Consider the following 22,211-nt stretch of genomic DNA (forward strand, 5'->3'; position numbering starts at 1 on the left):
GTCACTGTCCTTCCCGGTCGGATACGACCGAAGCGTATCGATTCCCACCCGTCGTGCCGCCCTCGGCGGCCTGACCGCTTGTGCCGCTTGTTGTGCCGCTCGTCGTGCCGCTCCCGCCGCCCACGGCGGCATGGCCGCCGGTGGACCCGAAGCCCCCCTCGGCCCGCGCCGAGCCGGGAAGCTCCGCCACCTCCTGGAAGCGGACCTTCTCGACCTGCTGCACGACCAGTTGGGCAATCCGGTCGAAGCGCTCGAACCGCACGGACTCGCGCGGGTCGAGATTCACCACGATCACCTTGATCTCCCCACGGTACCCGGCATCAACCGTCCCCGGAGCATTCACCAGGGCGACACCGCACCGGGCGGCGAGGCCCGAACGCGGGTGCACGAAGGCCGCGTACCCCTCCGGGAGCGCGATGGACACCCCGGTGGGCAGCACCGCCCGCTCACCGGGCCCCAACTCGCACGCCTCGGTGGTCCGCAGGTCCGCGCCCGCGTCCCCGGGGTGCTCGTACGCCGGAAGCGGTACGTCCGGATCGACGCGCCGGATCTGCACGTCCAGGGGCTCACGGCTCACGGGTTCACCTCGAAGGCGCGGGCCCGCCGGATCTGGTCCGGGTCGCTCATCGCGGCCTGGATCTCCTCGGGGCGGCCGTTGTCGATGAAGTGGTCGACCTTCACCTCGATGAACAGGGCGTCCGCGCGGACCGCGAGAGGCCCGTCGGGGCCGCCGATGCGTCCCGTCGCCGTGCAGTAGATCTTCCGGCCCGCCACGGCAGTGACCTCGGCCTCCAGGTACAGCGTGGTGCCCACCGGCACCGGCCGCCGGAAGTCGGTCTCCAGGCGCCCGGTCACCGCGATCGTGCGCAGCAGCCAGTTCAGCGAGCCCAGCGTCTCGTCCAGCGCCGTCGCGAGGATCCCGCCGTGCGCGAGCCCCGGGGCGCCCTGGTGCGCGCTCTGTACGGTGAACTCGGCCGTGATGCTGACGCCTTCACCGGCCCGGGCCGCCAGATGCAGCCCGTGCGGCTGCTCGCCGCCACAGCCGAAGCACTGGCCGTAGTGGGCGCCGAGCAGTTCCCCGGGCGCGGGCGCGTCGGGGTGCCGTACGGGTTTCACCGCGTCGGCCGGCGGCTGAAGGCTTGCGGAAGTACCACTCACAGGCGCAGACCTTACCCGCGCGTCGGCTGCATCCGGACACCGTGCCAAGCTTGGCTTCATGCAGCTCTCCGCCACCCCGTACGAAGAACGCCTCACGGCCCCGCGCTCGTGGTGGCTGGTCAGCCTTCTGGTCGGCGTCTCGTTCGCCCTGATCCTGCTGCCGTTCGGCACGCTGCCGATGCTCGGCGGCCTGGTCGGCGGCACCGCGGCCGCGGCGGTCGTGGCCAGCTCCTACGGCTCGGTACGCATCCGTGTCGTCGGCGGCTCGCTGATCGCGGGCGAGGCGAGGCTCCCGGTGACGGCGCTGGGCGAGGCGGAGGTGCTGGACGCCGAGGAGGCGCGCGCCTGGCGCACCTACAAGGCCGACACCCGCGCCTTCCTGCTGCTGCGCGCCTACATCCCCACGGCCCTGAAGATCGAGGTCACCGACCCGGCCGACCCGACGCCGTATCTGTACCTGTCGACGCGGGAGCCGGAGCGGCTGGCGGAGGCGATCCGCGCGGCCAGGGCCACGGCCTCCTAGATTCTCAGCGGCCGCCCAGCTCTCCGGAGATGTCGCCGATCTCCAGCGGCTTCGCCGGCTGTTCCAGCGCGGGCAGCTCGGGCAGGGAGTCCCAGGGCACCTGCAGCTTGCGCAGGTCCGCCCGGATGCGGGCGGCGAGCTTCTTGGTGTCGCGGCGGTTCATGACCGCCCCGACGGCGGCGCCCACCATGAAGGGCATCAGGTTCGGCAGGTCGCGCACCATGCGCTTCATGATCTGCTGGCGCAGCTCGCGCTTCATCTGGCCGCCGAGCGCGGCGTTCACCGACGTCGGTTTCATCACGTCGATGCCGCGCTCGCCCGACCACGAGCGCAGATAGGCGGTGCTGCGCTCCATGAGGGTGCCGGGCGGTCTTACCCCGTAGACCTCGTGGAGCTCGGCGATCATCTTGAGCTCGATCGCCGCGACTCCGGTGATCTCCGCGGCCAGTTCGGCCGGCATCGCGGGCGGCACGGGCAGCATGGCCGCCGCGCCGACGCCCGCGCCGACCGTCGCGGACGCGTTGGCCGCGCCCGTCACCAGCTTGTCGGCGATCTGCTCGGGCCCGAGGCCGGGGAACTGCCTGCGCAGTGTCGCGAGGTCGCGTACGGGGATCCTGGGGGCGTTGTCGATGATGCGGTCGGCGATGTACGCCAGGCCGGCCCTGGCCCGGCTGCCGCCCCTACGGGCCCCTTCCCTGGCCATGTCCCGGGCACGCTCGCGGATGACCGCGCTCCGCCGCCGGGCGGCGGGCGCGGGACTCTCCGCCGGTGCCGGGAGGCCGGCTGCGTCACCGGCCGCTTCGAGCGAGGCCGATCCAGGGCGGACCTGTGCCGGCAGAACCGTTCCCGTAGGAGCCGGTTCCGGGACAGCCCTGTCCGTCGGAACCGGTTCCCGCGGAACCGGTCCCGCCATGGATGAGCCCCGCTCGTCGTCACACGCGCCGTACGGGCCGCCGGACGGCCCGGGGTCCGCTTTCCCGAAGGAGAAGCGGCGCTTCCGAGGTGGGGTCGAGCCAGTCACGGCCGACCCGGCCTCAGTCGCAGTCGCGGCAGATCGGCTGGCCGTTCTTCTCGCGGGCCAGCTGGCTGCGGTGGTGGACCAGGAAGCAGCTCATGCAGGTGAACTCGTCCTGCTGCTTGGGCAGGACACGGACGGCCAGCTCCTCGTTGGAAAGGTCCGCGCCGGGCAGCTCCAGTCCCTCGGCGGCCTCGAACTCGTCGACGTCGACGGACGACGTGGACTTGTCGTTCCGCCGGGCCTTCAGTTCTTCCAGGCTGTCCGAGTCGACGTCGTCGTCGGTCTTGCGTGGGGTGTCGTAATCGGTTGCCATGTCGCTCTCCCCCTCCGGGTGTCTGCGGTGTCTCCAGCGCACGTAACGCGTGAGAGGCCGGACTTGTGCCCGACCTGAGGCGGAGATTTTGCCTCACATCAAGGTCTGTTACTCAATCGACACCCAACCGGACTCCTCACGAGTGATCGGTTTGGGTGGCGATCGGGACCGTACACGGCCCTATCACTGCAGTTCAAAGGCGCCTCCCCGTGTACTTCCCGTGATCAAGACCCCGGAAAACACGGATTTTCCCGACTTTCCGGCGGTCTGCATGATCACGGAGAGTAGATGGCTGGAAATTCGCCCTTGTGATCGATCACACACGATGAAGCTTTCCGAGTGCCCGGAAAATTCCGCGCAAAGCGAACATCCTCGCGTGTGTCGGCGACATGATCTCAGACCGGGAGCGTGACCCGCACCGTGAGTCCACCGCCGTCCCTCGGCTGGGCCGAGATGTGCCCCCCGTGCGCCCGGGCCACGGACCGCACGATGGACAGTCCCAGGCCCACTCCCTTGTCGCTCCCGGTGCGCTCGGTCCGCAGCCGCCGGAACGGCTCGAAGATGTTGTCGATCTCGTACGCCGGGACGACCGGCCCCGTGTTGGAGACGACCAGCACCGCCTGACCGTGCTGGACCTCGGTGGTCACCTCGACCCAGCCGTGCTCGGCGATGTTGTACCGCACCGCGTTCTGCACCAGGTTCAGCGCGATCCGCTCCAGCAGCACGCCGTTGCCCTGGACCACCGCGGGCTCCCGCTTGCCGCGGATCTCCACGCCCTTGGCCTCGGCCTCGCCGTGCACCTGGTCGATGGCCTGGCCGGCCACCTCCGCCAGGTCGACGGGCTTGCGCTCGACGATCTGGTTGTCGCTGCGGGCGAGCAGCAGCAGGCCCTCCACGAGCTGCTCGCTGCGCTCGTTGGTGGCCAGCAGCGTCTTGCCCAGCTGCTGCAGCTCCACCGGCGCGTTCGGGTCCGACAGGTGCACCTCCAGCAGCGTGCGGTTGATCGCCAGCGGGGTGCGCAGCTCGTGCGAGGCGTTGCCGACGAAGCGCTGCTGGGCGGTGAAGGCCCGCTGGAGGCGCTCCAGCATGTCGTCGAAGGTGTCGGCCAGCTCCTTGAGCTCGTCGTCCGGGCCGTCCAGCTCGATCCGGCGGGACAGATCCGATCCGGCCACCGCGCGGGCGGTCCGGGTGATCCGGCCCAGGGGCGACAGAACCCGGCCGGCCATGGCGTAGCCGAAGGCGAACGCGATCACGGCGAGGCCGAGGAGGGCCAGCAGGGAGCGGCTGAGCAGGTGGTCCAGGGCGACGCGGCGCTGCTGGTCGATGCACGCGCTGATCGCCTCGTTGAACACGCTCAGCGGGAGGTTGTCAGTGTTGATCGCGGGGCAGTCGTCGCTGGTGACCTCGATCGCCTTACCACCGACGATCTTGAACAGCGGCTCGTTGCCCGAGTTCAGCGCCTGCGCGGCCAGCAGGTAGATGATCGACAGCAGCAGGATGCCGGCGATCAGGAACATGCCGCCGTAGAGCAGCGTGAGCCGTATGCGGATGGTCGGGCGCAGCCACGGGAAGGGCGGTTCCGGCCTTCGGGGGTCCCAGGTGGGTTTCGGTGGCGCCTGCGGAGGCGCGGGGGTCGCGGCCACGGGTGATCAGATCCGGTAGCCGGAACCGGGCACGGTGACGATGACCGGCGGCTCGCCCAGCTTGCGGCGCAGGGTCATGACGGTGACCCGGACGACGTTGGTGAACGGATCGGTGTTCTCGTCCCAGGCCTTCTCCAGCAGTTGCTCCGCGGAGACGACCGCGCCCTCGGAGCGCATCAGCACCTCCAGGACGGCGAACTCCTTCGGCGCCAGCTGGACTTCCTTGCCGTCGCGGAAGACCTCGCGGCGGTTGGGGTCGAGCTTGATGCCGGCCCGCTCCAGGACCGGCGGCAGCGGCACGCTGGTGCGCCGGCCGAGGGCCCGCACGCGCGCGATCAGCTCGCTGAAGGCGAAGGGCTTGGGCAGGTAGTCGTCGGCGCCGATCTCCAGGCCCTCGACGCGGTCGCTGACGTCGCCGGACGCGGTGAGCATCAGCACGCGCGTGGGCATGCCCAGCTCGACGATCTTGCGGCAGACGTCGTCGCCGTGCACCAGGGGGAGGTCCCGGTCGAGGACGACCACGTCGTAGTCGTTGACGCCGATGCGCTCGAGGGCGGCCGCACCGTCGTACACGACGTCGACGGCCATGGCCTCCCGGCGCAGTCCGGTGGCCACCGCATCGGCGAGCAGCTGCTCGTCCTCGACGACGAGTACGCGCACGTCGCTGTCCTTCCTGTGTCCACCCGCGCAGCGCAGCGCGCGCGGGCAGGGGTTGTCATGGGTGTGTTGGCGTCCATCCTGCCCTTTTCGGCCATAAGTCGGCGGTAAGGCGAGGTGAGGGGGCCGCGGGGCGGGGGCGGGAGGGACGGACGGGCGAGGTGAGCGGCAGGTGGCGGGGCCGGGGACACCGGTGGGCCGGGGCGGGAATGCCAGATTTTCTCGGGCTGTTGAGGTTTCCGCGGAAGACAGCACGGGGAGGACGGGTTTTACACCCCGCGATCACGCTCTGCCAGTGCCGCAGCACCATGCGGTACGCCGCGGTCCGTTTGCCGCAGAGTGGGCGTGGGTGTCCGGCACCGTCGCCGCCCGGCACGGCCGCGCCGGGCATCCACGACAGACGTGATCGCCCCTTCCGATCGGCACACCCCCGTGCCACCGACCCACGACCAGGACGAGGGGGCGCAGCATGGACGCATTCACCGCAGGACTTCTGCAGCGCATAAGGGCGACCGAGACCGACCTGACGCGGGCTCGGGACGAGGGCGACGACTTCCTCGTCGAGGTGGAGCAGGGCGAGCTCGACGACCTGCGCCGTCTCGCCGCCGAACACGGTGTGGAGGTCGGCGCGTACAGCGTCTGACGAGCTCATGGACCGACAGCGGGCCCCCGGCGAATCCAGCGCCGGGGGCCCGCTGCCGTGCGCCGCGCCCTTCGCACCCGCTCTGCGGGGCGGCGGCCGGGGCGTGGCCGTCCTAGTCGTGCCAGGCGCCGAAGTCCTCCAGGAGGCGCTGGAGGGGCTCGAAGACGCCGGGGGTACCGGCGACCGTCAGTTCGCGTCCGGGGCGCTGTGCGGGCCGTCCACCGGTCAGGGCGCCCGCCTCGCGGGCGATCAGGTCGCCCGCGGCGATGTCCCACGCGTTGAGGCCGCGCTCGTAGTAGCCGTCGAGGCGCCCGGCGGCCAGGTCGCACAGGTCGACGGCGGCCGAGCCCCCGCGGCGGATGTCCCGCACCAGCGGGATCAGCCGGTGGGCGACCTCCGCCTGATGGGCGCGCACCTCGGCGACGTAGTTGAAGCCGGTGGAGACGAGCGCCTGGTCCATCGGCGGGGCCGGCCGGCAGGCCAGGGCGCGCTCGCCCTCCCAGGCGCCGGTGGCCCACGCCCCGCGGCCGGCCACCGCGCTGTGCGTCTCGCCGCGCATGGGGATCTCCACGACGCCGACGACGGTCTCGCCGTCCTGCTCGGCGGCGATGGACACCGCCCAGGTCGGCAGCCCGTAGAGGTAGTTCACCGTGCCGTCGAGCGGGTCGATCACCCAGCGCACGCCCGAGGTGCCCTCGCTGGAGGCGCCCTCCTCGCCGAGGAAGCCGTCCTGCGGGCGGTGTTCGGAGAGGAAGCCGGTGATCAGCTTCTCCGCCGCGATGTCCATCTCGGTGACGACGTCGATGGGGCTGGACTTGGTGGCGGCCACCGCGAGGTCGGCGGGCCGTCCGTCGCGCAGCAGCGCGCCGGCGCGCCGGGCGGCCTCACGGGCGAGGTCGAGCAGTTCCGAGTGCAGGGCGTCGGTCACGTCGCTCCTCAGGCGTAGGGGCTGTCGGCACCCGCGGCGGCCGGGCGCGGGGCGCGGGCCGGGCAGCAGCCCACGGGGCACAGGTGGTGGCTCGGGCCGAGCGCGCCCAGGGCGCAGGGCGTGACCTCCTGGCCGCGCTCGACAGCGGAGCGCTCCAGGATCAGGTCACGGACCGCCGCGGCGAAGCGCGGGTCGGCCCCGACGGTGGCCGAGCGGCGCACCGGCAGGCCCAGCTCCGCCGCCTTGGCCGTGGCCTCGGTGTCGAGGTCGTACAGCACCTCCATGTGGTCCGAGACGAAGCCGATCGGCGCCATGACGACGGCAGGCGCCCCGGCGGCGTGCCGCTCCTCCAGGTGGTCGCAGATGTCCGGCTCCAGCCACGGGATGTGCGGCGCGCCGGAGCGGGACTGGTAGACGAGCCGCCAGGGACGCTCGACACCCGTGCGCTCGCGCACGGCGTCGGCGATCAGCCGGGCCACCTCCAGGTGCTGGGCGACGTACGCGCCACCGTCGCCGTGCTCCTCCACCGGGCCGGAGGCGTCGGCCGCGGAGTTCGGGATGGAGTGCGTGGTGAAGGCGATCTCGGCGCCGTCCCGGACGTCGTCGGGCAGGTCGGCCAGGGACGCGAGGACGCCCTCGGTCATCGGCTCCACGAAGCCCGGGTGGTTGAAGTAGTGGCGCAGCTTGTCGATCCTCGGCAGCTCGAGCCCCTCGGCCTCCAGCGCGGCGAGCGCGTCGGCGAGGTTCTCGCGGTACTGCCGGCAGCCCGAGTAGGAGGCGTACGCGCTGGTGGCCAGGACCAGGATGCGGCGCCGGCCGTCGGCGACCATCTCGCGCAGTGTGTCGGTCAGATACGGCGCCCAGTTGCGGTTGCCCCAGTACACCGGCAGGTCCAGGCCGTGCTCCGCGAAGTCCTTGCGCAGGGCGTCGAGCAGGGCGCGGTTCTGGTCGTTGATGGGGCTGACCCCGCCGAACAGGAAGTAGTGCTGCCCGACCTCCTTGAGGCGTTCCTTCGGGATGCCCCGGCCGCGCGTCACGTTCTCCAGGAACGGGACCACGTCGTCGGGGCCCTCGGGTCCGCCGAAGGAGAGCAGGAGCAGGGCGTCGTAGGGGCTGGCAGCGAGCGCGTCTGGCATGTGTCCGATCCTGCCACCCGCCACTGACAGCCGGAAACGGCCACCCGACGGACAGGGTGCGTTAGGTTGCCCTAACTCGTAAGCTGTAAGGACTGTCTTCGCGCCTTACCGGGCGGCCGTGCCGAGCGGCCTGGCCCGGAAGCCGTGCCGAGACCCTGCCGAGCCCCCGGAGAGCCTTGTGCCCAGCCCCTATCGCGCCCTGTTCGTTGCCCCAGGCACCAAGGGCTTCTCCGCTGCGGGGTTCCTCGGGCGCATGCCGCTGTCGATGATGGGCATCGGCGTGGTCACGATGGTCTCGCAGCTGACCGGGCGCTACGGCCTCGCCGGTGCCCTGTCGGCGACCATCGCGCTGGCCGCGGCGGTGGCCGGGCCGCAGGTCTCGCGCCTGGTCGACCAGTACGGCCAGCGCAGGGTGCTGCGCCCGGCGACGCTGCTGTCGCTCTCGGCGGCGGCCCTGCTGCTGGTGGCCGCACACTACGAGTGGCCGGACTGGGTGCTGTTCGCGGCCTGTGTGGGCATCGGCTGCGTGCCGAGCGTCGGCGCGATGATCCGGGCCCGCTGGGCGACCCTGTACCGGGGCACTCCGAAGCTGCACACCGCGTACTCCTTCGAGTCCGTGGTGGACGAGGTCTGCTTCATCTTCGGGCCGATCATCTCCATCGGCCTGTCCACGGTGTGGTTCCCGGAGGCGGGCCCGCTGCTCGCCGCGTGCTTCCTCGCGGTGGGCGTCTTCTGGCTGACCGCACAGCGGGCCACCGAGCCGGAACCGCACCCCCGCGAGCAGCAGGGCGGCGGCACGGCCCTGCGTTCGCGCGGACTGCAGGTGCTGGTCGGCACCTTCGTCGCCACCGGCACGATCTTCGGCGCGGTCGACGTGGTGACGGTGGCCTTCGCCGAGGAGCGCGGCCACAAGGGCGCGGCGAGCGTCGTCCTCGCTGTGTACGCGGCCGGTTCCTGTGTCGCGGGTGCCGTGTTCGGGCTGTTGCACTTCAAGGGGGCGCCCGAACGCCGTTGGCTGCTGGGCGTCTGCGGGATGGGCGTGAGTATGATCCCCCTCCTACTGGTCGGGAACTTGCCGTTTCTGGCCGTGGCGCTGTTCGTTGCGGGCCTGGCCATCGCTCCCACGATGATCACCACCATGTCCCTCATCGAGCAGCACGTACCACGCGCGCAGCTGACCGAGGGCATGACCTGGGTGAGCACCGGTCTCGCGGTCGGGGTCGCGCTCGGTTCCTCGATCGCCGGCTGGGTGATCGACGCCTCGGGCGCGCGTGCCGGGTACGGGGTTCCGGCGGTCGCCGGGGCCGTCGCGGTCGCGGTGGGTTTCCTGGGCTACCGCCGGCTCGGCAGGCCGGCTCCGGGTCGGGGAGGCACCGTTGAGCAGCACAGCGAGCGGGAAGAGCGGCACGTGGCGTAACTGGGGCGGCAATGTCAGTGCCCGTCCCGCGCGGGAGGCCGCACCCGCCTCCGTCGAGGAACTGGCGGCGGTGGTGCGCGCGGCGGCCCAGGACGGCCTCAAGGTCAAGCCCGTCGGCACGGGGCACTCCTTCACGTCCATAGCCGCGACCGACGGCGTATTGATACGCCCGCAACTGTTGACGGGTATACGCACCATCGACCGGGAATCCATGACGGTCACGGTCGAGGCGGGCACCCCGCTCAAGAGGCTCAACATGGCCCTCGCGCGCGAGGGCCTGTCGCTCACCAACATGGGCGACATCATGGAGCAGACGGTCTCCGGCGCCACCAGCACCGGCACCCACGGCACGGGCCGGGAGTCGGCCTCCATCGCCGCGCAGATCAAGGGCCTGGAACTGGTCCTGGCCGACGGCTCGGTGCTCACCTGCTCCGAGAAGGAGAACCCCGAGGTCTTCGCGGCCGCCCGGATCGGCCTGGGCGCCCTCGGTGTCGTCACCGCGATCACCTTCGCGGTGGAACCGGTCTTCCTGCTCACCGCGCGGGAGGAGCCGATGCCGCTGGAGAAGGTCCTCGCCGAGTTCGACGAACTGTGGGCCGAGAACGAGCACTTCGAGTTCTACTGGTTCCCGCACACCGGGAACACCAACACCAAGCGCAACAACCGCAGCGCCGGTCCCGAGCGGCCGGTGGGCCGGCTCAAGGGCTGGTTCGAGGACGAGTTCCTGTCCAACGGCGTCTTCCAGGCGGCCCAGTGGGTCGGCCGCGCCGCGCCCGGCACGATCCCGGGGATCGCCCGGATCTCCAGCACCGCGCTGTCCGCGCGGACCTACACGGACATTCCCTACAAGGTCTTCACCTCGCCGCGCCGCGTGCGTTTCGTGGAGATGGAGTACGCCGTCCCGCGCGAGGCCCTGGTCGACGCCCTGCGCGAACTGAAGGCGATGGTCGACCGGTCCCGGCTGCGGGTCAGCTTCCCCGTGGAGGTGCGCACGGCCCCGGCCGACGACATCGCCCTGTCCACGGCGTCGGGCCGGGACAGCGCGTACATCGCCGTGCACATGTTCCGGGGCACGCCCCACCAGGCGTACTTCACCGCCGCCGAGCGCATCTTCACCGCGCACGAGGGGCGCCCGCACTGGGGCAAGGTGCACACGCGCGACGCGGAGTACCTCGCCGGGGTGTACCCGCGCTTCGGGGAGTTCACCGCGCTGCGGGACCGGCTGGATCCGCAACGGCTGTTCCAGAACGACTACTTGCGCCGGGTCCTCGGGGCGTAGCGCACCCGCGCGCGGGCGGCGGATCGGGGTGGTGTCACGGATCCGCCCGCCCGTGCGCTTGAAGAGGCAAGGGAAAGCGGGCCGGCGGAACCCTCGGGGGGACGCACTCGGCTGGACCCGCCGGGCGTCGGACCTGTCCCGCATTTCCGGACTCCGCCTGCTTTTCCCGCACTTGACCGGCGGAGCGCACGAGAGGGGGACGTACGGACGAAACGGTTCGTTCCGTTTCTGGTGATTACGTGAAGTACGCCACGCTCAAGATCGAGAAATCCGCCCAAGGCGCCCGACTCCCGCGCTCCGACGGAAGTTGAGCGGCGTGGTCATCCACGCAGATGGCCCGAATGGAGTACTGTTGCGAGCCCTGGGTCCGGTCTCCCGCCAGGGTGTCGGGGCCTTCAAGGACCGCCGGGAGGGGGCTAGTTGCACAGGGTGACGGAGTTGGTCACTTAGCGTTGCGAATAGGTAACCGTGCCATAACGGCGATCCAGGGCCCGTGCCCGACACGCCGGGCAACTCGGCAAGGTTGTGGCAGGCTGCACCCGGGCAGGCCACACTCGACTAGCGGAAGCAGCGACGCACGTGACGTCGGCAGGCACCACCCGGGAGGTCCCCATGCCCGAACTGCGTGTCGTGGCCGTCTCCAATGACGGCACACGGCTGGTGCTGAAGGCTGCGGACAGCACGGAGTACACGCTTCCGATCGACGAACGGCTCCGCGCCGCCGTGCGCGGCGACCGTCCCCGCCTCGGCCAGATCGAGATCGAGGTGGAGAGCCATCTCCGCCCCCGTGACATCCAGGCGCGGATACGCGCGGGCGCGACCGCGGAAGAGGTCGCCCAGATGGCCGGCATCCCCGTCGAGCGCGTACGGCGCTTCGAGGGGCCCGTACTGGCCGAACGTGCCTTCATGGCCGAGCGCGCCCGCAAGACGCCCGTCCGCCGCCCCGGCGAGAACTCCGGCCCGCTGCTCGGCGAGGCCGTGCAGGAGCGGCTGCTGCTGCGGGGCGCCGAGAAGGACACCGTCCAGTGGGACTCCTGGCGCCGCGACGACGGCACATGGGAAGTGCTGCTGGTCTACCGCGTGGCCGGTGAGCCGCACTCGGCGAGCTGGACGTACGACCCGCCCCGGCGGCTCGTGCAGGCCGTCGACTCCGAGGCGCGCTCGCTGATCGGCGAGTCCGACGACCTCGGTGCGCCGGAGCCCAGCTTTCCGTTCGTGCCGCGGATCGCCCGGCTGCCGCGCGACCGTCCGCTGGACCGTACCGCCGACCGCGAGCGCCCGAGCCTGCCCCCGGCGGAGCCCGCCGAGGAGACCACGAGCGAGCGCGACTCGCTGACCAGCCTGCTGGAGGCCGTGCCGAGCTTCCGGGGCGACCTGGTGGTGCCCGAGCGGCCCGCCGAGCCCTCGGAGGAGCCCGCAGACGAGCCCGTGTCCGAGGAACCGCCGGCCCCCGCGGCCTCGGCCGGTTCCGCCTACGCGGACGTCCTCATGCCCCGCTCCGTCGGCAGCCACCGCGACCGTCTCATCGGCGCCACCGACCGCCAGGCCGAGGCCGACGGCGTCCGCCCGGGCCGCCGGGCGGCCGTGCCGAGCTGGGACGAGATCGTCTTCGGCACGCGCCGCAAGAAGCAGGAGTAACGCCCTTTCGGACGGCGCCCCTTCAGGGGCGCCGTCACGTCAGCGCCCTCCTCCTGCACGTGCCTGCGACAGCACCGGGTCTCCCTCGGGCGAGGTCCCGGTGCCGCCGCATGCCGCGCGTAACCACTGCGGGCTACTGCGGGTCCGGCCCCACCGCGACCGGCCGGGACGGGTCATTGGACCACTCCGACCAGGAGCCGACGTACAGGGCGGACGGGATGCCCGCGACGGCGAGCGCGAGGACCTCGTGGGCGCCGGAGACGCCCGAGCCGCAATAGACCCCGACCGGGGTGCCGTTCGCGGCGCCGAGGCCCTCGAAGCGGCGGCGGAGGGCGTCGGCGGGCAGGAAGCGGCCGTCGGGGCCGACGTTGTCGTTCGTCGGCGCGGAGACGGCGCCGGGGATGTGGCCGCCGACCGGGTCGATCGGCTCGACCTCGCCCCGGTACCGCTCCCCCGCGCGGGCGTCGAACAGCACCCCGGAGCGCGCCAGCGCCGCCGCCGCGTCGGCGTCGAGCAGCCCCACGGCCCCCGGCTCCGGCTGGAAGTCGCCCTCGGCCGGCGACGGCACGTCCGTCGACAGCGGGCCCTCCCACGCCGTCAACCCACCGTCGAGGACCCTCACGAACGGGTGACCCGTCCAGCGCAGCAGCCACCACGCGCGTGCGGCCGCCCAGCCCTGCCCGCCGTCGTACACGACCACGCCTCGCGCGGACGACACACCCGCCCGTCGCATCGCCGCACCGAATTCGGTCACGTCCGGCAGCGGATGCCGGCCGTTCCTGCCCGGCTCAGAGGCCAACTCCCGGTCCAGGTCGATGAATACGGCCCCCGGGATGTGCCCGGAGGCGTACGCGGCGCGGCCGTCGAAGGGCGGTTCGCCGGCGGCCTTGGCGACGCTGAGCTGCCAGCGGACGTCGAGCACGACTGGCGGGTTCTCGCCCGCCAGTTCGCTCGCGAGTTCGGGTGCGGAGATGATGACGTTCATGGCCACCATCCTTGCGCACGGGGTGGCCGCGGCGCCCAGGTCCGGCTACTCTGCTCCGCCACACGTCCGGTGACCCCGCGTACGTGATCGGGCACACGCTGTACTGCCGATCGACATCCGTCGGCGACGGCACCGAAACGGTCGAGAAACCGCCCGCCGGGCATCCTCCGGTGCGGGGCGGCTCACCGGCCGCGACGCGGCGGCGCGCCCGAGCGCCTCGCACCACGGGTGGTGCGAGCATCGGCACGGGTATCCGCAGAGCGACGGCGACACGGCCACCGCCAAGGGGGCCGAGGAGAGAGTGACGATGACCGAGGCAGAGGGCCCGAACGGCGCAGCACCCGCCCGGCACGCGCCCGGCACGCCCTGCTGGGTGAGCCTGATGGTGCACGGACTGACCGCGACGCAGGAGTTCTACGGAGAGCTGTTCGGCTGGGAGTTCCGCCCGGGACCGCAGCAACTCGGGCATTATGTGCGGGCCGTGCTCGACGGCCAGGAGGTGGCCGGCATCGGGCAGCTCCCGCCGGACCGCCATCTGCCGATCGCCTGGACGCCCTATCTGGCCTCGGACGACGTCGACCGGACCGCGGACACCGTCCGGCTGTGCGGCGGCACGATCGGCGTCGGCCCGCTGGACGCAGCCGAGGCCGGCCGGCTCGCGATCGGCTCCGACCCCGCGGGCGCGGTGTTCGGCATCTGGCAGGCGGACGCGCACCTCGGCACCGCGCTCACCGGAGTGCCCGGCACGCCCGCCTGGAACGAGCTGCTGACCTTCGAGTCGGCGACCGTCGTCAAGTTCTACGAGACGGTCTTCGGCTACGAGCGCGAGCCGTCCGGGCCGGAGCCGGGCTTCGACGACGTCACCCTGCTCCTGGACGGCCGTCCCGTCGCCGACGTCCACGGCGTCGGCAACGCCCTGCCCCGCGACCGCGGCCCGCACTGGCTGACGTACTTCGAGGTCGCCGACACCGACACGGCGCTCGCCCGCCTCGTGGACCTGGGCGGCCGCGTCCTCAGCCCGCCCGACGACACCCCGCACGGCCGCGTCGCCACGGCCACGGACCCCGAGGGCGCGCGCTTCGCGCTGATCCAGGACCCGCGCTGAGACGGCGGCTTCGGCGCCCACTCGGGCGACTGCGGCTTCGCGGCCTACGCGGGCGACTGCGGCTTCGCGGCCTACGCGGGCGGTACCGGCAGGACGTCCGGGGAGAGGGCGGCCGCGCGGGCCGTGGCCGCGGTCATCCGGCGGCGGTGGTGCCGCCGGCACAGCACCTCGTAGCCGATCTCGTCGGCGGACTGGGTGACATCGCCGACGACCACCTGGGCGCCCTCGACGACCATCTCCCCGCCGACCGTACGGGCGTTGTGCGTGGCGCGGGCGCCGCACCAGCACAGGGCCTCCACCTGGAGCACCTCGACCCGGTCGGCGAGTTCGACGAGCCGCTTGGAGCCGGGGAAGAGCTTGGAGCGGAAGTCGGTGGTGATCCCGAAGGCGTAGACGTCCAGGCCCAGGTCGTCCACCACGCGCGCGAGCTGGTCGATCTGCTCCTCGGCGAGGAACTGCGCCTCGTCGGCGATGACGTAGTCCGCCCGCCTGCCGTGGGAGAGATGGTCGACGAGGTAGGCGTAGAGGTCCATGCCGTCCTCGACCTCGACAGCGTCCGTGACCAGCCCCAGACGCGAGGAGAGCTTGCCCTCGCCCGCCCGGTCGTCACGGGTGAGGATCATGCCCTGGAGTCCGCGGGCGGAGCGGTTGTGCTCGATCTGCAGAGCCAGCGTCGACTTCCCGCAGTCCATCGTTCCGGAGAAGAACACCAGCTCGGGCATGGCAGGTCGAGCACCTTTCGGCGAGGAGTACACGAGGGACGTCGGGGTTCAGGAGCGGACTTCGAGCAGCGGGACGAGCTGCTCGGCCGGGGTCATCGAGCCGTGGTTGCCGACCATGGCCGACTCCTTGGGCTCCCGCTCGGAGGCGATGATCAGCACGTCGTCCCGGGCGGCCGCGACCACGTCGCCGATGCGCGCGTACACCCGCTCGTCGATGTGCGGCCCGAACCAGCCCGCCGCGATCGCCTCGTCCCGCGAGGCCACCCAGAACTGCTCGCCGAGCACCTCGCGCCAGCACGTCAGTACGTCGCTCTCGGCGCCGGGCAGCGCGTACACGTGCCGGGCCCGGCCCTCGCCGCCCAGCAGCGTGACGCCGGCCTGGAGCTCCCAGTCCTCGTCGAAGTCGATGCGGTGCTGCTCGTCGAAGGGGATGTCGACCATGCCGTGGTCGGCGGTGACGTACAGGGCGGTGCGCGGCGGCAGCTGCTCGGCGAGGCGCTGCACCAGCCGGTCGACGTACATCAGCTGGCCGCGCCAGGTGTCGGAGGCGACGCCGTAGCGGTGCCCGGCGCCGTCCAGCTCGGCGTAGTACGTGTACACCAGCGCCCGGTCGGCGGCCGCGAGCTGCTCGGCCGCGAAGTCGACCCGCTCCTCACCCGTCAGCCGCCCGTGGAAGGTGCCGCCGCTGAGGGCGACCTTGGTGAGCGGGGTGTTCTGGAAGGCGGGCGACGACACCTGGGCGGCGTGCACCCCGGCGGCGTCGGCGAGCTGGAAGACCGTGGGGTGGGGCTGCCACGCGCGCGGGTCGCTGTACGGCTGCCAGCGGAGCTGGTTCATCAGCTCGCCGGTGGCGGGGTTGCGCACGGTGTAGCCGGGCAGACCGTGGGCGCCGGGCGGGAGGCCGGTGCCGACGGAGGCGAGCGAGGTGGCGGTGGTCGCCGGATAGCCCGCGGTGAGGGGCCGCCCGGTGCCGCCACGGGAGGTCGCGAGGAGGGAGGCCATGTAGGGCGCCTCGTCCGGGTGCGCGCGCAGCTGCTCCCAGCCGAGGCCGTCGATCAGGAAGACACAGGCCCGGTCGGCCGGGGCCAGCTCCTCGATCGCGGGCGTCGTACCCGGCACACCCATGCCGGCGGCCAGCGTGGGCAACAGATCGGCGAGGGAGCCGCTGCCGTACTGCGGTACGGGCGCGGACGCGACGGCGAGGGGTTCCGGGTGGTCCCAGTGGGCGGTGTGGGTCATCAGCGAGCGGTGTCCGCGGTGGCCTCGGAGACGGCCTGCGCGAAGGCGAGCGCCTGGCGCACGGTCTCCGGGCCGTCCCCGGCCTCGCTGACGCGCAGGCTGAGGTCGTCGGCGGTCGAGTTGCCGGTGTAGCCGTGGTCGGCGTCGCAGTTGGGGTCGCCGCAGGCGGCGGGCTCCAGGTCGATCCGGGAGACCGCGCCCCAGCCGATGGTCAGCACGACCTCGCGCGGCAGGGTGCCCGGCGTGTACTGCTCAGGGTTGGCCACGACCCGGCTCACCACCACCGACGAGATCCGGCCCAGCTTCACCGACTCCGTGGAGGTGGTGGCGTACGGCGTCGGGGAGGTGCTGTCGGCGGCCTGCTCGTCGGTGTGGCTGACGATGAAGCGGGTGCCGGTCAGGACCAGTACGGTCACATGCCGGCGGACCTCGTTCTGGTCGAACGTGGTCTCCTGGTGGACCAGGTACGACCGGATGGGCTCGCCGCCCACGGCGGCCTCCACCGCCTCGGCCACGAGGGCCGGGTAGTAGCCGCTGCGCTCGATCGCCGCACGCAGCCCCTGGGTCGTCGTACTGGTCTTGGCCATGCCGTCCATCCTACGGGGGCCCACTGACTGCGAGGGACCGGTCACGCGCTACGGCCGTCCTCGGGGCTGTGGCGTACGACAGGATCAGTACGCGGGGAGCGTGCGCGGGCCGAAGTCGTCGCGTGCCGGGGGCGGGGCCAGGCGCACGGAGGCGCCGAGCACGCTCAGGCCCCGCGGGGCGACGACGACCGGCTCCAGCGTGACCGCCACCACCTCGGGGTGGTCGTCGACCAGCCGGGACACCCGCAGCAGCAGCTCCTCCAGGGCCGGGGTGTCGACGGGCGTCGAGCCGCGCCAGCCGAACAGCAGCGGTGCCGTCCTGATCGACCGCACGAGCGAGCCCGCCTCCCGGTCGGTGACCGGGATCAGCCGGTGGGCCGTGTCGCCGAGCAGCTGGGAGGCGGCCCCGGCCAGTCCGAACGACAGCACGGCGCCGGCCGCCGGGTCGATGACGGCCCGTACGACGGTGTCGACACCGCGCGGGGCCATGCGCTGGACGACCGGCCGCAGCTCCTCGGGCCTGCCGAACAGGCCGGTCAGCTCCGCGTACGCCCGCCGCAGCTGCTCCTCGTCCGCGAGGTCGAGGCGGACCCCGCCCAGGTCCGCGCGGTGCCGCAGGTGCGGGGCGGTGGCCTTCAGGGCCACGGGGTAGCCGATGGCCCGCGCGGCCTCCACGGCGGCCTCGGGCGTGGGCGCGGGCAGCGCGCGCAGCACCCTGACGCCGTACTTGCCTAGCAGGTCGCAGGTCTCGTCCGTGCCGAGGGTCAGGCCCTGCCCGCGCGTGAGCAGCCCGTCGATCAGCCGCGCGGCGCCCTTCTCGTCGACGTCCTCGAACTCCGGGACCTTCCCGGGCCGCGCCGCGTCCCGCCGCCACTGCGCGTACTTAACGGCCTCGGCGAGCGCGCGGACGGCGCGTTCGGCTGCGGGGTAGGAGGGGATGAGCCGGGGGCCTGCGTCGCTGGTGCCGGACGGGCCGGCCGCCGCGGCGGGCGGACGTTCCGCCGGGGGTGCCCCCGCGGAGTGGGGCGGGAGCGGGTGGTCACCGTCTGCCGCGCCCCGTGCCTTCACGCGGGCCTCGGGCGCGGTGCTGGCCGCGGCGGACAGCGCCGCGGCGAGTCCCCCGAGCTCCACGTGCACGACCAGCACCGGCTTCCCGGGCACCTCCTCCGCGGCGGAGCGCAGCGCCTCGGCCAGCTGCGCGTCGTCGGGGGTCCCCTCCCCGATCGCGGGGATCGCGGTGACCACGACGGCGTCGCAGGAGTCGTCCGCCAGGGCCCGCGACAACGCCCGCCGGAAGTCCCCCGCGCTCGCTCCCGTCGTCAGGTCCAGCGGCGGCAGCGGCTCCAGCCCCTCGGACAGACACGCGTCGTACGTCAGCAGGCCCAGCGACTCCGAGTTGCCGAGGATCGCCACCCGCGGCCCGCCCGGCAGCGGCTGGCGGGCGAGCAGCAGCCCGGCGTCCACCAGTTCGGTGATGGTGTCGACGCGGATCACCCCGGCCTGCCGCAGCAGGGCCGACACCGTCTCGTGCGGCAGCCGGGTCGCCCGTACGGCGTGCCCCTGGGGGGCGGCGCCGCCGTGCCGGGCGCCCTGGACGACGACCAGGGGCTTCATGGCCGCCGTGCGCCGGGCGAGGCGGGTGAACTTGCGCGGGTTGCCGATGGACTCCAGGTACATCAGGGCGACGTCGGTGTCCGGGTCGTCGTACCAGTACTGCACGACGTCGTTGCCGGAGACGTCCGCGCGGTTGCCCGCGGAAACGAAGGTGGACACGCCGGTGACGCCGGTGACGCCGCCGCCGCGCCGGTGCAGCCGGGACAGCAGGGCCACGCCGATGGCGCCGGACTGGGTGAACAGTCCGATGCGGCCGGGGCGGGGCGGTTCGGGGGCGAGGGAGGCGTTGAGGTTCACCTCGGGCGAGGTGTTGATGATCCCGAAGGCGTTGGGCCCGATGATCCGCATGCCGTACGCGCGCGCGTGGCGGACGAGTTCGCGCTGGCGCTCGCGGCCGTCGGGGCCGCTCTCGGCGTATCCGGCGGAGATCACGACGAGTCCCTGTACGCCGTGCTCGCCGCACTCGGCGACGACGTCGGGCACCCGCTCGGCGGGGACTGCGACGACGGCGAGGTCGACCGGGCCGGGGATGTCCCGCACGGAGCGGTGGGCCGGGATGCCGTCGACTTCCTTCATTTCCTCGGGGAATGCGCGGTTGACGGCGTAGAGCTGTCCGGTGAAGCCGGCCTCGCGGATGTTGTCGAGGATGCCGCGGCCGACTGCGCCGGGGGTGCGGCCGACACCGACGACGGCGACGGAGCCGGGCGCGAGCAGCCGCCGTACGGAACGGGCCTCGGCGCGCTGCTCGCGCGCGTGCTGCACGGCGACGGAGCGGTCGGTGGGCTCGAGGTCGAACTCCAGGCGGACGACGCCGTCCTCGAAGCTGCGCTTCTGGGTGTAGCCGGCGTCCGTGAACACCTTGATCATCTTGGTGTTGGCGGGCAGCACCTCGGCGGCGAAGCGGCGGATGCCGCGCTCGCGGGCGACGGCCGCGATGTGCTCCAGGAGGGCGGAGGCGACCCCGCGCCCCTGGTGGGCGTCCTGGACCAGGAAGGCGACCTCGGCCTCGTCGGCGGGTGCGGACGCGGGCAGCCCCTGGGGGCCGATGCGGTCGTAGCGCACGGTGGCGATGAACTCGCCGCCGATGGTGGCCGCGAGTCCCACCCGGTCCACGAAGTCGTGGTGCGTGAAGCGGTGGACGTCCTTGGCGGACAGGCGCGGGTAGGGCGCGAAGAAGCGGTAGTACTTCGACTCGTCCGAGACCTGCTCGTAGAAGCTGACCAGGCGCTCGGCGTCGTCGACGGTGATGGGGCGGATGCGCGCGGTGCCGCCGTCGCGCAGCACCACGTCGGCTTCCCAGTGGGCGGGGTACTCCTGCCGGTCCGGCGCGCTCTGCATGGGGCCCAGAGTACGGCTCGCGTACGACAACGGCGCGGGGCAGTCTGTGAGGACGCGGGGTCCGGACCGAGGCCGCGGTCCGGCCGCCGCCCCGGGAGCGGGAGACAGGCCCGTCCCGGAGACGCTTCACGTGTGGAACACTGGTCTAGACAACCCTGAGCACTGAAGGGCAGCAACACATGGCTGAGCGCCGCGTCAACGTCGGCTGGGCCGAGGGCCTCCACGCCCGCCCCGCTTCCATCTTCGTCCGAGCCGCCACGGCCGCAGGCGTCCCCGTGACGATCGCCAAGGCCGACGGCAACCCCGTCAACGCGGCCTCCATGCTGGCCGTCCTCGGCCTCGGCGCCCAGGGCGGCGAGGAGATCGTCCTGGCCTCCGACGCCGAGGGCGCGGACGCCGCCCTCGACCGCCTGGCCAAGCTGGTCGCCGAAGGCCTTGAGGAGCTTCCCGAGACCGTCTGAGGAATCCGACACCGAAGGGCTCGTCCGCATTACCGGGCGAGCCCTTCGCATTTCCCCGTTCAGGGGGAGTTCACGCGCGGGAGAAATAGACTCCCGGGCAGCATGAATAAACCCCCAGGAAATTACTCCTCTTTGTATACGGCGCTCGTGTTAATGCCGCACGCCCGACATGTTTACGGGATGTTGCGAAGTCCTCACACGGTCGGCGCGGTCGGCGCCCCCGGAAAAGCGCAGCCGGTGCGCGGCAATCGCCCGTTCGGTGTGCAGCGCGGTGATCGCCCGCGCGCGTTCACCGTCCCCGCGCGCGACGGCGTCCACGATCGCGCCGTGCTCGGCCCAGGAGTCCACGGGCCCCGTCGGTGCGTCCGTGGTGTACATCCAGGCGATCTTGTGCCGCAGCTGGGTCAGCACCGACACCAGGGCGGGGCTGCCGGAGGCCTGGGCCAGCGTCTCGTGGAACCAGCCGCCGAGCGAGCGCAGATCCTCGCTGCTGCCCCGCCTGGCCCGCTCCTGGCCCAGCCGGACGAGGCCGCGCAGCACCTTCAGATGGGCCTCGGTACGGCGCTGGGCGGCCCGTGAGGCGCTCAGCGGCTCCAGCAGCATGCGCATCTCCAGCAGGTCGGCGGCCTCCTGCTCGGTGGGTTCTGCCACGCACGCGCCCGCGTGCCGCCGGGTGACGACGAAGCCCTCCGCCTCCAGCGTGCGCAGCGCCTCCCGGACGGGCACGCGCGAGACGCCGTAGCGGCGCGCGAGCAGTTCCTCGGTGAGCCGGCTGCCGCGTTCGTGGACGCCCGCGACGATGTCGTCCCGGATCGCCGTGCATACCGAGTGCGCCGGAACACGCATGACCGACCTCCGCCTTAATCCCCGTGAAACGTCGACGATTGACGTGTGTTCAGCGACTCTATTGCAATGCGGCCGCATTTCCGACGGCGAGCCGGAATCCATGGATATTTTTTGGTCAATCGGCCGGAGCGGGGCGGCGGGAACGCCGAAAGCCCCGGCTGCGGGAGCCGGGGCTTTCGCGGAAAACCTGTCGGTCAGATGTTCACACCGTGCGAGCGGAGGTAGGCGACCGGATCCATGTCCGAGCCGTACTCCGGGCTGGTGCGGGCCTCGAAGTGCAGGTGCGGGCCGGTGACGTTGCCGGTGGCGCCGGACAGGCCGATCTGCTGACCGGGCTCGACCGACTGGCCCACGGCGACGGAGATGGAGGAGAGGTGGCCGTACTGGGTGTACGTGCCGTCGTGCATCTGGATGACCACCTGGTTGCCGTACGCGCCGCCCCAGCCGGCCTCGACGACCGTGCCCATGCCCACGGACTGGACGACGGTGCCGCTGGCGGCGTGGAAGTCGACGCCCGTGTGGCTGCCGGAGGACCACAGCGCGCTGCTGGCCTGGTAGCCGGTGGAGACGTACGAGCCCGCGATCGGGGCCACGAAGGTGTTCAGGCGCTTGCGCTCGGCCTCACGGGCGGCGCGCTCCCTGGCCTCGCGGGCGGCCTCGGCCCGCGCCACGGCGCGCTTGACGGCGGCCTCTTCGGCCTGCTGCTCGGCGAGCGCTTCCTCGGCGGCCTGCTTCTGTGCGGCGGCCTGGGCGTCGATCTGCTCGGCCACGGAGTCGCCGATGGTGACGACCGGCAGCAGGCCGGTCTGCTCGGCCTCGGGCTCGGCGGCGAGGGCGGGGCCCGCGAGGGTGCCGATGACGCCGGTGGTGGTGAGGGCCGCGACGCCCGCCGCGCGGGCGGTGGTGCGCTGCATCCTGCTGGGACGGCGGTGCTTCCCGTTGGCGCGCGTGAACGCCATGA

At 72.5% G+C, this 22,211-nt stretch carries 22 protein-coding genes; 7 read left to right on the top strand and 15 right to left on the bottom strand.

What is annotated here, in order from left to right; all coding sequences use genetic code 11:
• Position 1: 1 nt before the first annotated feature.
• On the bottom strand, positions 2–577 hold the full coding sequence (gene dut, locus ACIGXJ_RS27865) for a dUTP diphosphatase (protein WP_399650726.1): 576 nt from the start codon (positions 575–577) through the stop codon (positions 2–4).
• Entirely contained in the window at positions 574–1,158 is a 585-nt protein-coding gene (locus ACIGXJ_RS27870; RefSeq protein ID WP_399650728.1) for a PaaI family thioesterase, read from the bottom strand. The genes dut and ACIGXJ_RS27870 overlap by 4 nt, the downstream gene beginning before the upstream one ends.
• Positions 1,159–1,216: 58 nt before the next feature.
• Here ACIGXJ_RS27870 and ACIGXJ_RS27875 point away from each other — a divergent pair, with 58 nt between their 5' ends.
• Positions 1,217–1,681: a DUF3093 domain-containing protein gene (locus tag ACIGXJ_RS27875; RefSeq protein ID WP_399650730.1), complete on the top strand. Its 465-nt coding sequence runs from the start codon at positions 1,217–1,219 to the stop codon at positions 1,679–1,681.
• Between the two features lie 4 nt (positions 1,682–1,685).
• Here the strand turns inward: ACIGXJ_RS27875 and ACIGXJ_RS27880 are convergent, their stop codons facing one another.
• The 4 genes from ACIGXJ_RS27880 to ACIGXJ_RS27895 form a co-directional block, all read right to left on the bottom strand.
• Positions 1,686–2,702 (bottom strand): hypothetical protein, encoded by a 1,017-nt coding sequence (locus ACIGXJ_RS27880; RefSeq protein ID WP_399650732.1) that lies wholly within the window; start codon positions 2,700–2,702, stop codon positions 1,686–1,688.
• Between the two features lie 13 nt (positions 2,703–2,715).
• Positions 2,716–3,012 carry a DUF4193 domain-containing protein gene (locus ACIGXJ_RS27885; RefSeq protein WP_003997302.1) on the bottom strand — a complete coding sequence of 99 codons (297 nt, stop codon included), beginning with the start codon at positions 3,010–3,012 and terminating at the stop codon, positions 2,716–2,718.
• Positions 3,013–3,407: 395 nt separating this feature from the next.
• The gene (locus ACIGXJ_RS27890; RefSeq protein WP_399650735.1) at positions 3,408–4,655 is read right to left on the bottom strand and encodes a sensor histidine kinase; all 1,248 of its coding nucleotides are present in this window, start codon (positions 4,653–4,655) and stop codon (positions 3,408–3,410) included.
• 6 nt (positions 4,656–4,661) lie between these two features.
• Positions 4,662–5,315 (bottom strand): response regulator transcription factor, encoded by a 654-nt coding sequence (locus ACIGXJ_RS27895; protein WP_003993508.1) that lies wholly within the window; start codon positions 5,313–5,315, stop codon positions 4,662–4,664.
• Between the two features lie 466 nt (positions 5,316–5,781).
• On the opposite strand from ACIGXJ_RS27895, the gene ACIGXJ_RS27900 reads away from it, so the two are divergent.
• Positions 5,782–5,955, top strand: a complete 174-nt coding sequence (locus ACIGXJ_RS27900; protein ID WP_399650738.1) for a hypothetical protein — start codon at positions 5,782–5,784, stop codon at positions 5,953–5,955.
• 112 nt (positions 5,956–6,067) lie between these two features.
• Here the strand turns inward: ACIGXJ_RS27900 and ACIGXJ_RS27905 are convergent, their stop codons facing one another.
• Both ACIGXJ_RS27905 and ACIGXJ_RS27910 read right to left on the bottom strand, forming a co-directional pair.
• Positions 6,068–6,883, bottom strand: a complete 816-nt coding sequence (locus ACIGXJ_RS27905; protein WP_399650740.1) for an inositol monophosphatase family protein — start codon at positions 6,881–6,883, stop codon at positions 6,068–6,070.
• Positions 6,884–6,891: 8 nt separating this feature from the next.
• The gene (locus ACIGXJ_RS27910) at positions 6,892–8,019 is read right to left on the bottom strand and encodes a ferrochelatase (protein ID WP_399650743.1); all 1,128 of its coding nucleotides are present in this window, start codon (positions 8,017–8,019) and stop codon (positions 6,892–6,894) included.
• Between the two features lie 178 nt (positions 8,020–8,197).
• On the opposite strand from ACIGXJ_RS27910, the gene ACIGXJ_RS27915 reads away from it, so the two are divergent.
• The 3 genes from ACIGXJ_RS27915 to sepH all read left to right on the top strand — a co-directional run bounded on the left by ACIGXJ_RS27915 (position 8,198) and on the right by sepH (position 12,353).
• Entirely contained in the window at positions 8,198–9,436 is a 1,239-nt protein-coding gene (locus ACIGXJ_RS27915) for an MFS transporter (RefSeq protein ID WP_399650746.1), read from the top strand.
• On the top strand, positions 9,396–10,715 hold the full coding sequence (locus ACIGXJ_RS27920; RefSeq protein ID WP_399650749.1) for a D-arabinono-1,4-lactone oxidase: 1,320 nt from the start codon (positions 9,396–9,398) through the stop codon (positions 10,713–10,715). The genes ACIGXJ_RS27915 and ACIGXJ_RS27920 overlap by 41 nt, the downstream gene beginning before the upstream one ends.
• A gap of 612 nt (positions 10,716–11,327) precedes the next feature.
• Entirely contained in the window at positions 11,328–12,353 is a 1,026-nt protein-coding gene (gene sepH / locus ACIGXJ_RS27925) for a septation protein SepH (RefSeq protein ID WP_399650752.1), read from the top strand.
• Positions 12,354–12,486: 133 nt separating this feature from the next.
• Here the strand turns inward: sepH and ACIGXJ_RS27930 are convergent, their stop codons facing one another.
• Positions 12,487–13,338 (bottom strand): sulfurtransferase, encoded by an 852-nt coding sequence (locus ACIGXJ_RS27930; protein ID WP_399650754.1) that lies wholly within the window; start codon positions 13,336–13,338, stop codon positions 12,487–12,489.
• A gap of 307 nt (positions 13,339–13,645) precedes the next feature.
• Here ACIGXJ_RS27930 and ACIGXJ_RS27935 point away from each other — a divergent pair, with 307 nt between their 5' ends.
• A complete protein-coding gene (locus tag ACIGXJ_RS27935; RefSeq protein ID WP_399650757.1) occupies positions 13,646–14,443 on the top strand; it encodes a VOC family protein in 798 nt (265 codons plus the stop codon).
• A gap of 71 nt (positions 14,444–14,514) precedes the next feature.
• On the opposite strand, the gene ACIGXJ_RS27940 is transcribed toward ACIGXJ_RS27935, so the two are convergent.
• The 4 genes from ACIGXJ_RS27940 to ACIGXJ_RS27955 form a co-directional block, all read right to left on the bottom strand.
• Positions 14,515–15,165 (bottom strand): thymidine kinase, encoded by a 651-nt coding sequence (locus tag ACIGXJ_RS27940; RefSeq protein ID WP_399650759.1) that lies wholly within the window; start codon positions 15,163–15,165, stop codon positions 14,515–14,517.
• 48 nt (positions 15,166–15,213) lie between these two features.
• Positions 15,214–16,404 carry an alkaline phosphatase family protein gene (locus ACIGXJ_RS27945; protein WP_399650762.1) on the bottom strand — a complete coding sequence of 397 codons (1,191 nt, stop codon included), beginning with the start codon at positions 16,402–16,404 and terminating at the stop codon, positions 15,214–15,216.
• Positions 16,404–17,000: a DUF5998 family protein gene (locus ACIGXJ_RS27950; RefSeq protein ID WP_399651012.1), complete on the bottom strand. Its 597-nt coding sequence runs from the start codon at positions 16,998–17,000 to the stop codon at positions 16,404–16,406. The genes ACIGXJ_RS27945 and ACIGXJ_RS27950 overlap by 1 nt, the downstream gene beginning before the upstream one ends.
• A gap of 75 nt (positions 17,001–17,075) precedes the next feature.
• Entirely contained in the window at positions 17,076–19,943 is a 2,868-nt protein-coding gene (locus tag ACIGXJ_RS27955) for a GNAT family N-acetyltransferase (protein ID WP_399650764.1), read from the bottom strand.
• Positions 19,944–20,122: 179 nt separating this feature from the next.
• On the opposite strand from ACIGXJ_RS27955, the gene ACIGXJ_RS27960 reads away from it, so the two are divergent.
• On the top strand, positions 20,123–20,404 hold the full coding sequence (locus ACIGXJ_RS27960) for an HPr family phosphocarrier protein (RefSeq protein WP_030021209.1): 282 nt from the start codon (positions 20,123–20,125) through the stop codon (positions 20,402–20,404).
• Between the two features lie 150 nt (positions 20,405–20,554).
• Here the strand turns inward: ACIGXJ_RS27960 and ACIGXJ_RS27965 are convergent, their stop codons facing one another.
• Both ACIGXJ_RS27965 and ACIGXJ_RS27970 read right to left on the bottom strand, forming a co-directional pair.
• Positions 20,555–21,250: a GntR family transcriptional regulator gene (locus ACIGXJ_RS27965; protein WP_399650767.1), complete on the bottom strand. Its 696-nt coding sequence runs from the start codon at positions 21,248–21,250 to the stop codon at positions 20,555–20,557.
• Between the two features lie 194 nt (positions 21,251–21,444).
• Positions 21,445–22,209, bottom strand: a complete 765-nt coding sequence (locus ACIGXJ_RS27970; protein ID WP_399650770.1) for a M23 family metallopeptidase — start codon at positions 22,207–22,209, stop codon at positions 21,445–21,447.
• Positions 22,210–22,211: the final 2 nt, after the last annotated feature.

The organism is Streptomyces sp. NPDC053367, from assembly GCF_044545925.1.
Lineage (GTDB): Bacteria > Actinomycetota > Actinomycetes > Streptomycetales > Streptomycetaceae > Streptomyces.

Coding starts and splice junctions, on each gene's coding strand:
- ACIGXJ_RS27875 (WP_399650730.1), top strand. CDS start 1,217: ATGCAGCTCTCCGCCACCCCGTACGAAGAACGCCTCACGGCCCCGCGC.
- ACIGXJ_RS27885 (WP_003997302.1), bottom strand. CDS start 3,012: ATGGCAACCGATTACGACACCCCACGCAAGACCGACGACGACGTCGAC.
- ACIGXJ_RS27900 (WP_399650738.1), top strand. CDS start 5,782: ATGGACGCATTCACCGCAGGACTTCTGCAGCGCATAAGGGCGACCGAG.
- ACIGXJ_RS27910 (WP_399650743.1), bottom strand. CDS start 8,019: ATGCCAGACGCGCTCGCTGCCAGCCCCTACGACGCCCTGCTCCTGCTC.
- sepH (WP_399650752.1), top strand. CDS start 11,328: ATGCCCGAACTGCGTGTCGTGGCCGTCTCCAATGACGGCACACGGCTG.
- ACIGXJ_RS27930 (WP_399650754.1), bottom strand. CDS start 13,338: ATGAACGTCATCATCTCCGCACCCGAACTCGCGAGCGAACTGGCGGGC.
- ACIGXJ_RS27935 (WP_399650757.1), top strand. CDS start 13,646: ATGACCGAGGCAGAGGGCCCGAACGGCGCAGCACCCGCCCGGCACGCG.
- ACIGXJ_RS27940 (WP_399650759.1), bottom strand. CDS start 15,165: ATGCCCGAGCTGGTGTTCTTCTCCGGAACGATGGACTGCGGGAAGTCG.
- ACIGXJ_RS27945 (WP_399650762.1), bottom strand. CDS start 16,404: ATGACCCACACCGCCCACTGGGACCACCCGGAACCCCTCGCCGTCGCG.
- ACIGXJ_RS27950 (WP_399651012.1), bottom strand. CDS start 17,000: ATGGACGGCATGGCCAAGACCAGTACGACGACCCAGGGGCTGCGTGCG.
- ACIGXJ_RS27955 (WP_399650764.1), bottom strand. CDS start 19,943: ATGCAGAGCGCGCCGGACCGGCAGGAGTACCCCGCCCACTGGGAAGCC.
- ACIGXJ_RS27960 (WP_030021209.1), top strand. CDS start 20,123: ATGGCTGAGCGCCGCGTCAACGTCGGCTGGGCCGAGGGCCTCCACGCC.
- ACIGXJ_RS27965 (WP_399650767.1), bottom strand. CDS start 21,250: ATGCGTGTTCCGGCGCACTCGGTATGCACGGCGATCCGGGACGACATC.
- ACIGXJ_RS27970 (WP_399650770.1), bottom strand. CDS start 22,209: ATGGCGTTCACGCGCGCCAACGGGAAGCACCGCCGTCCCAGCAGGATG.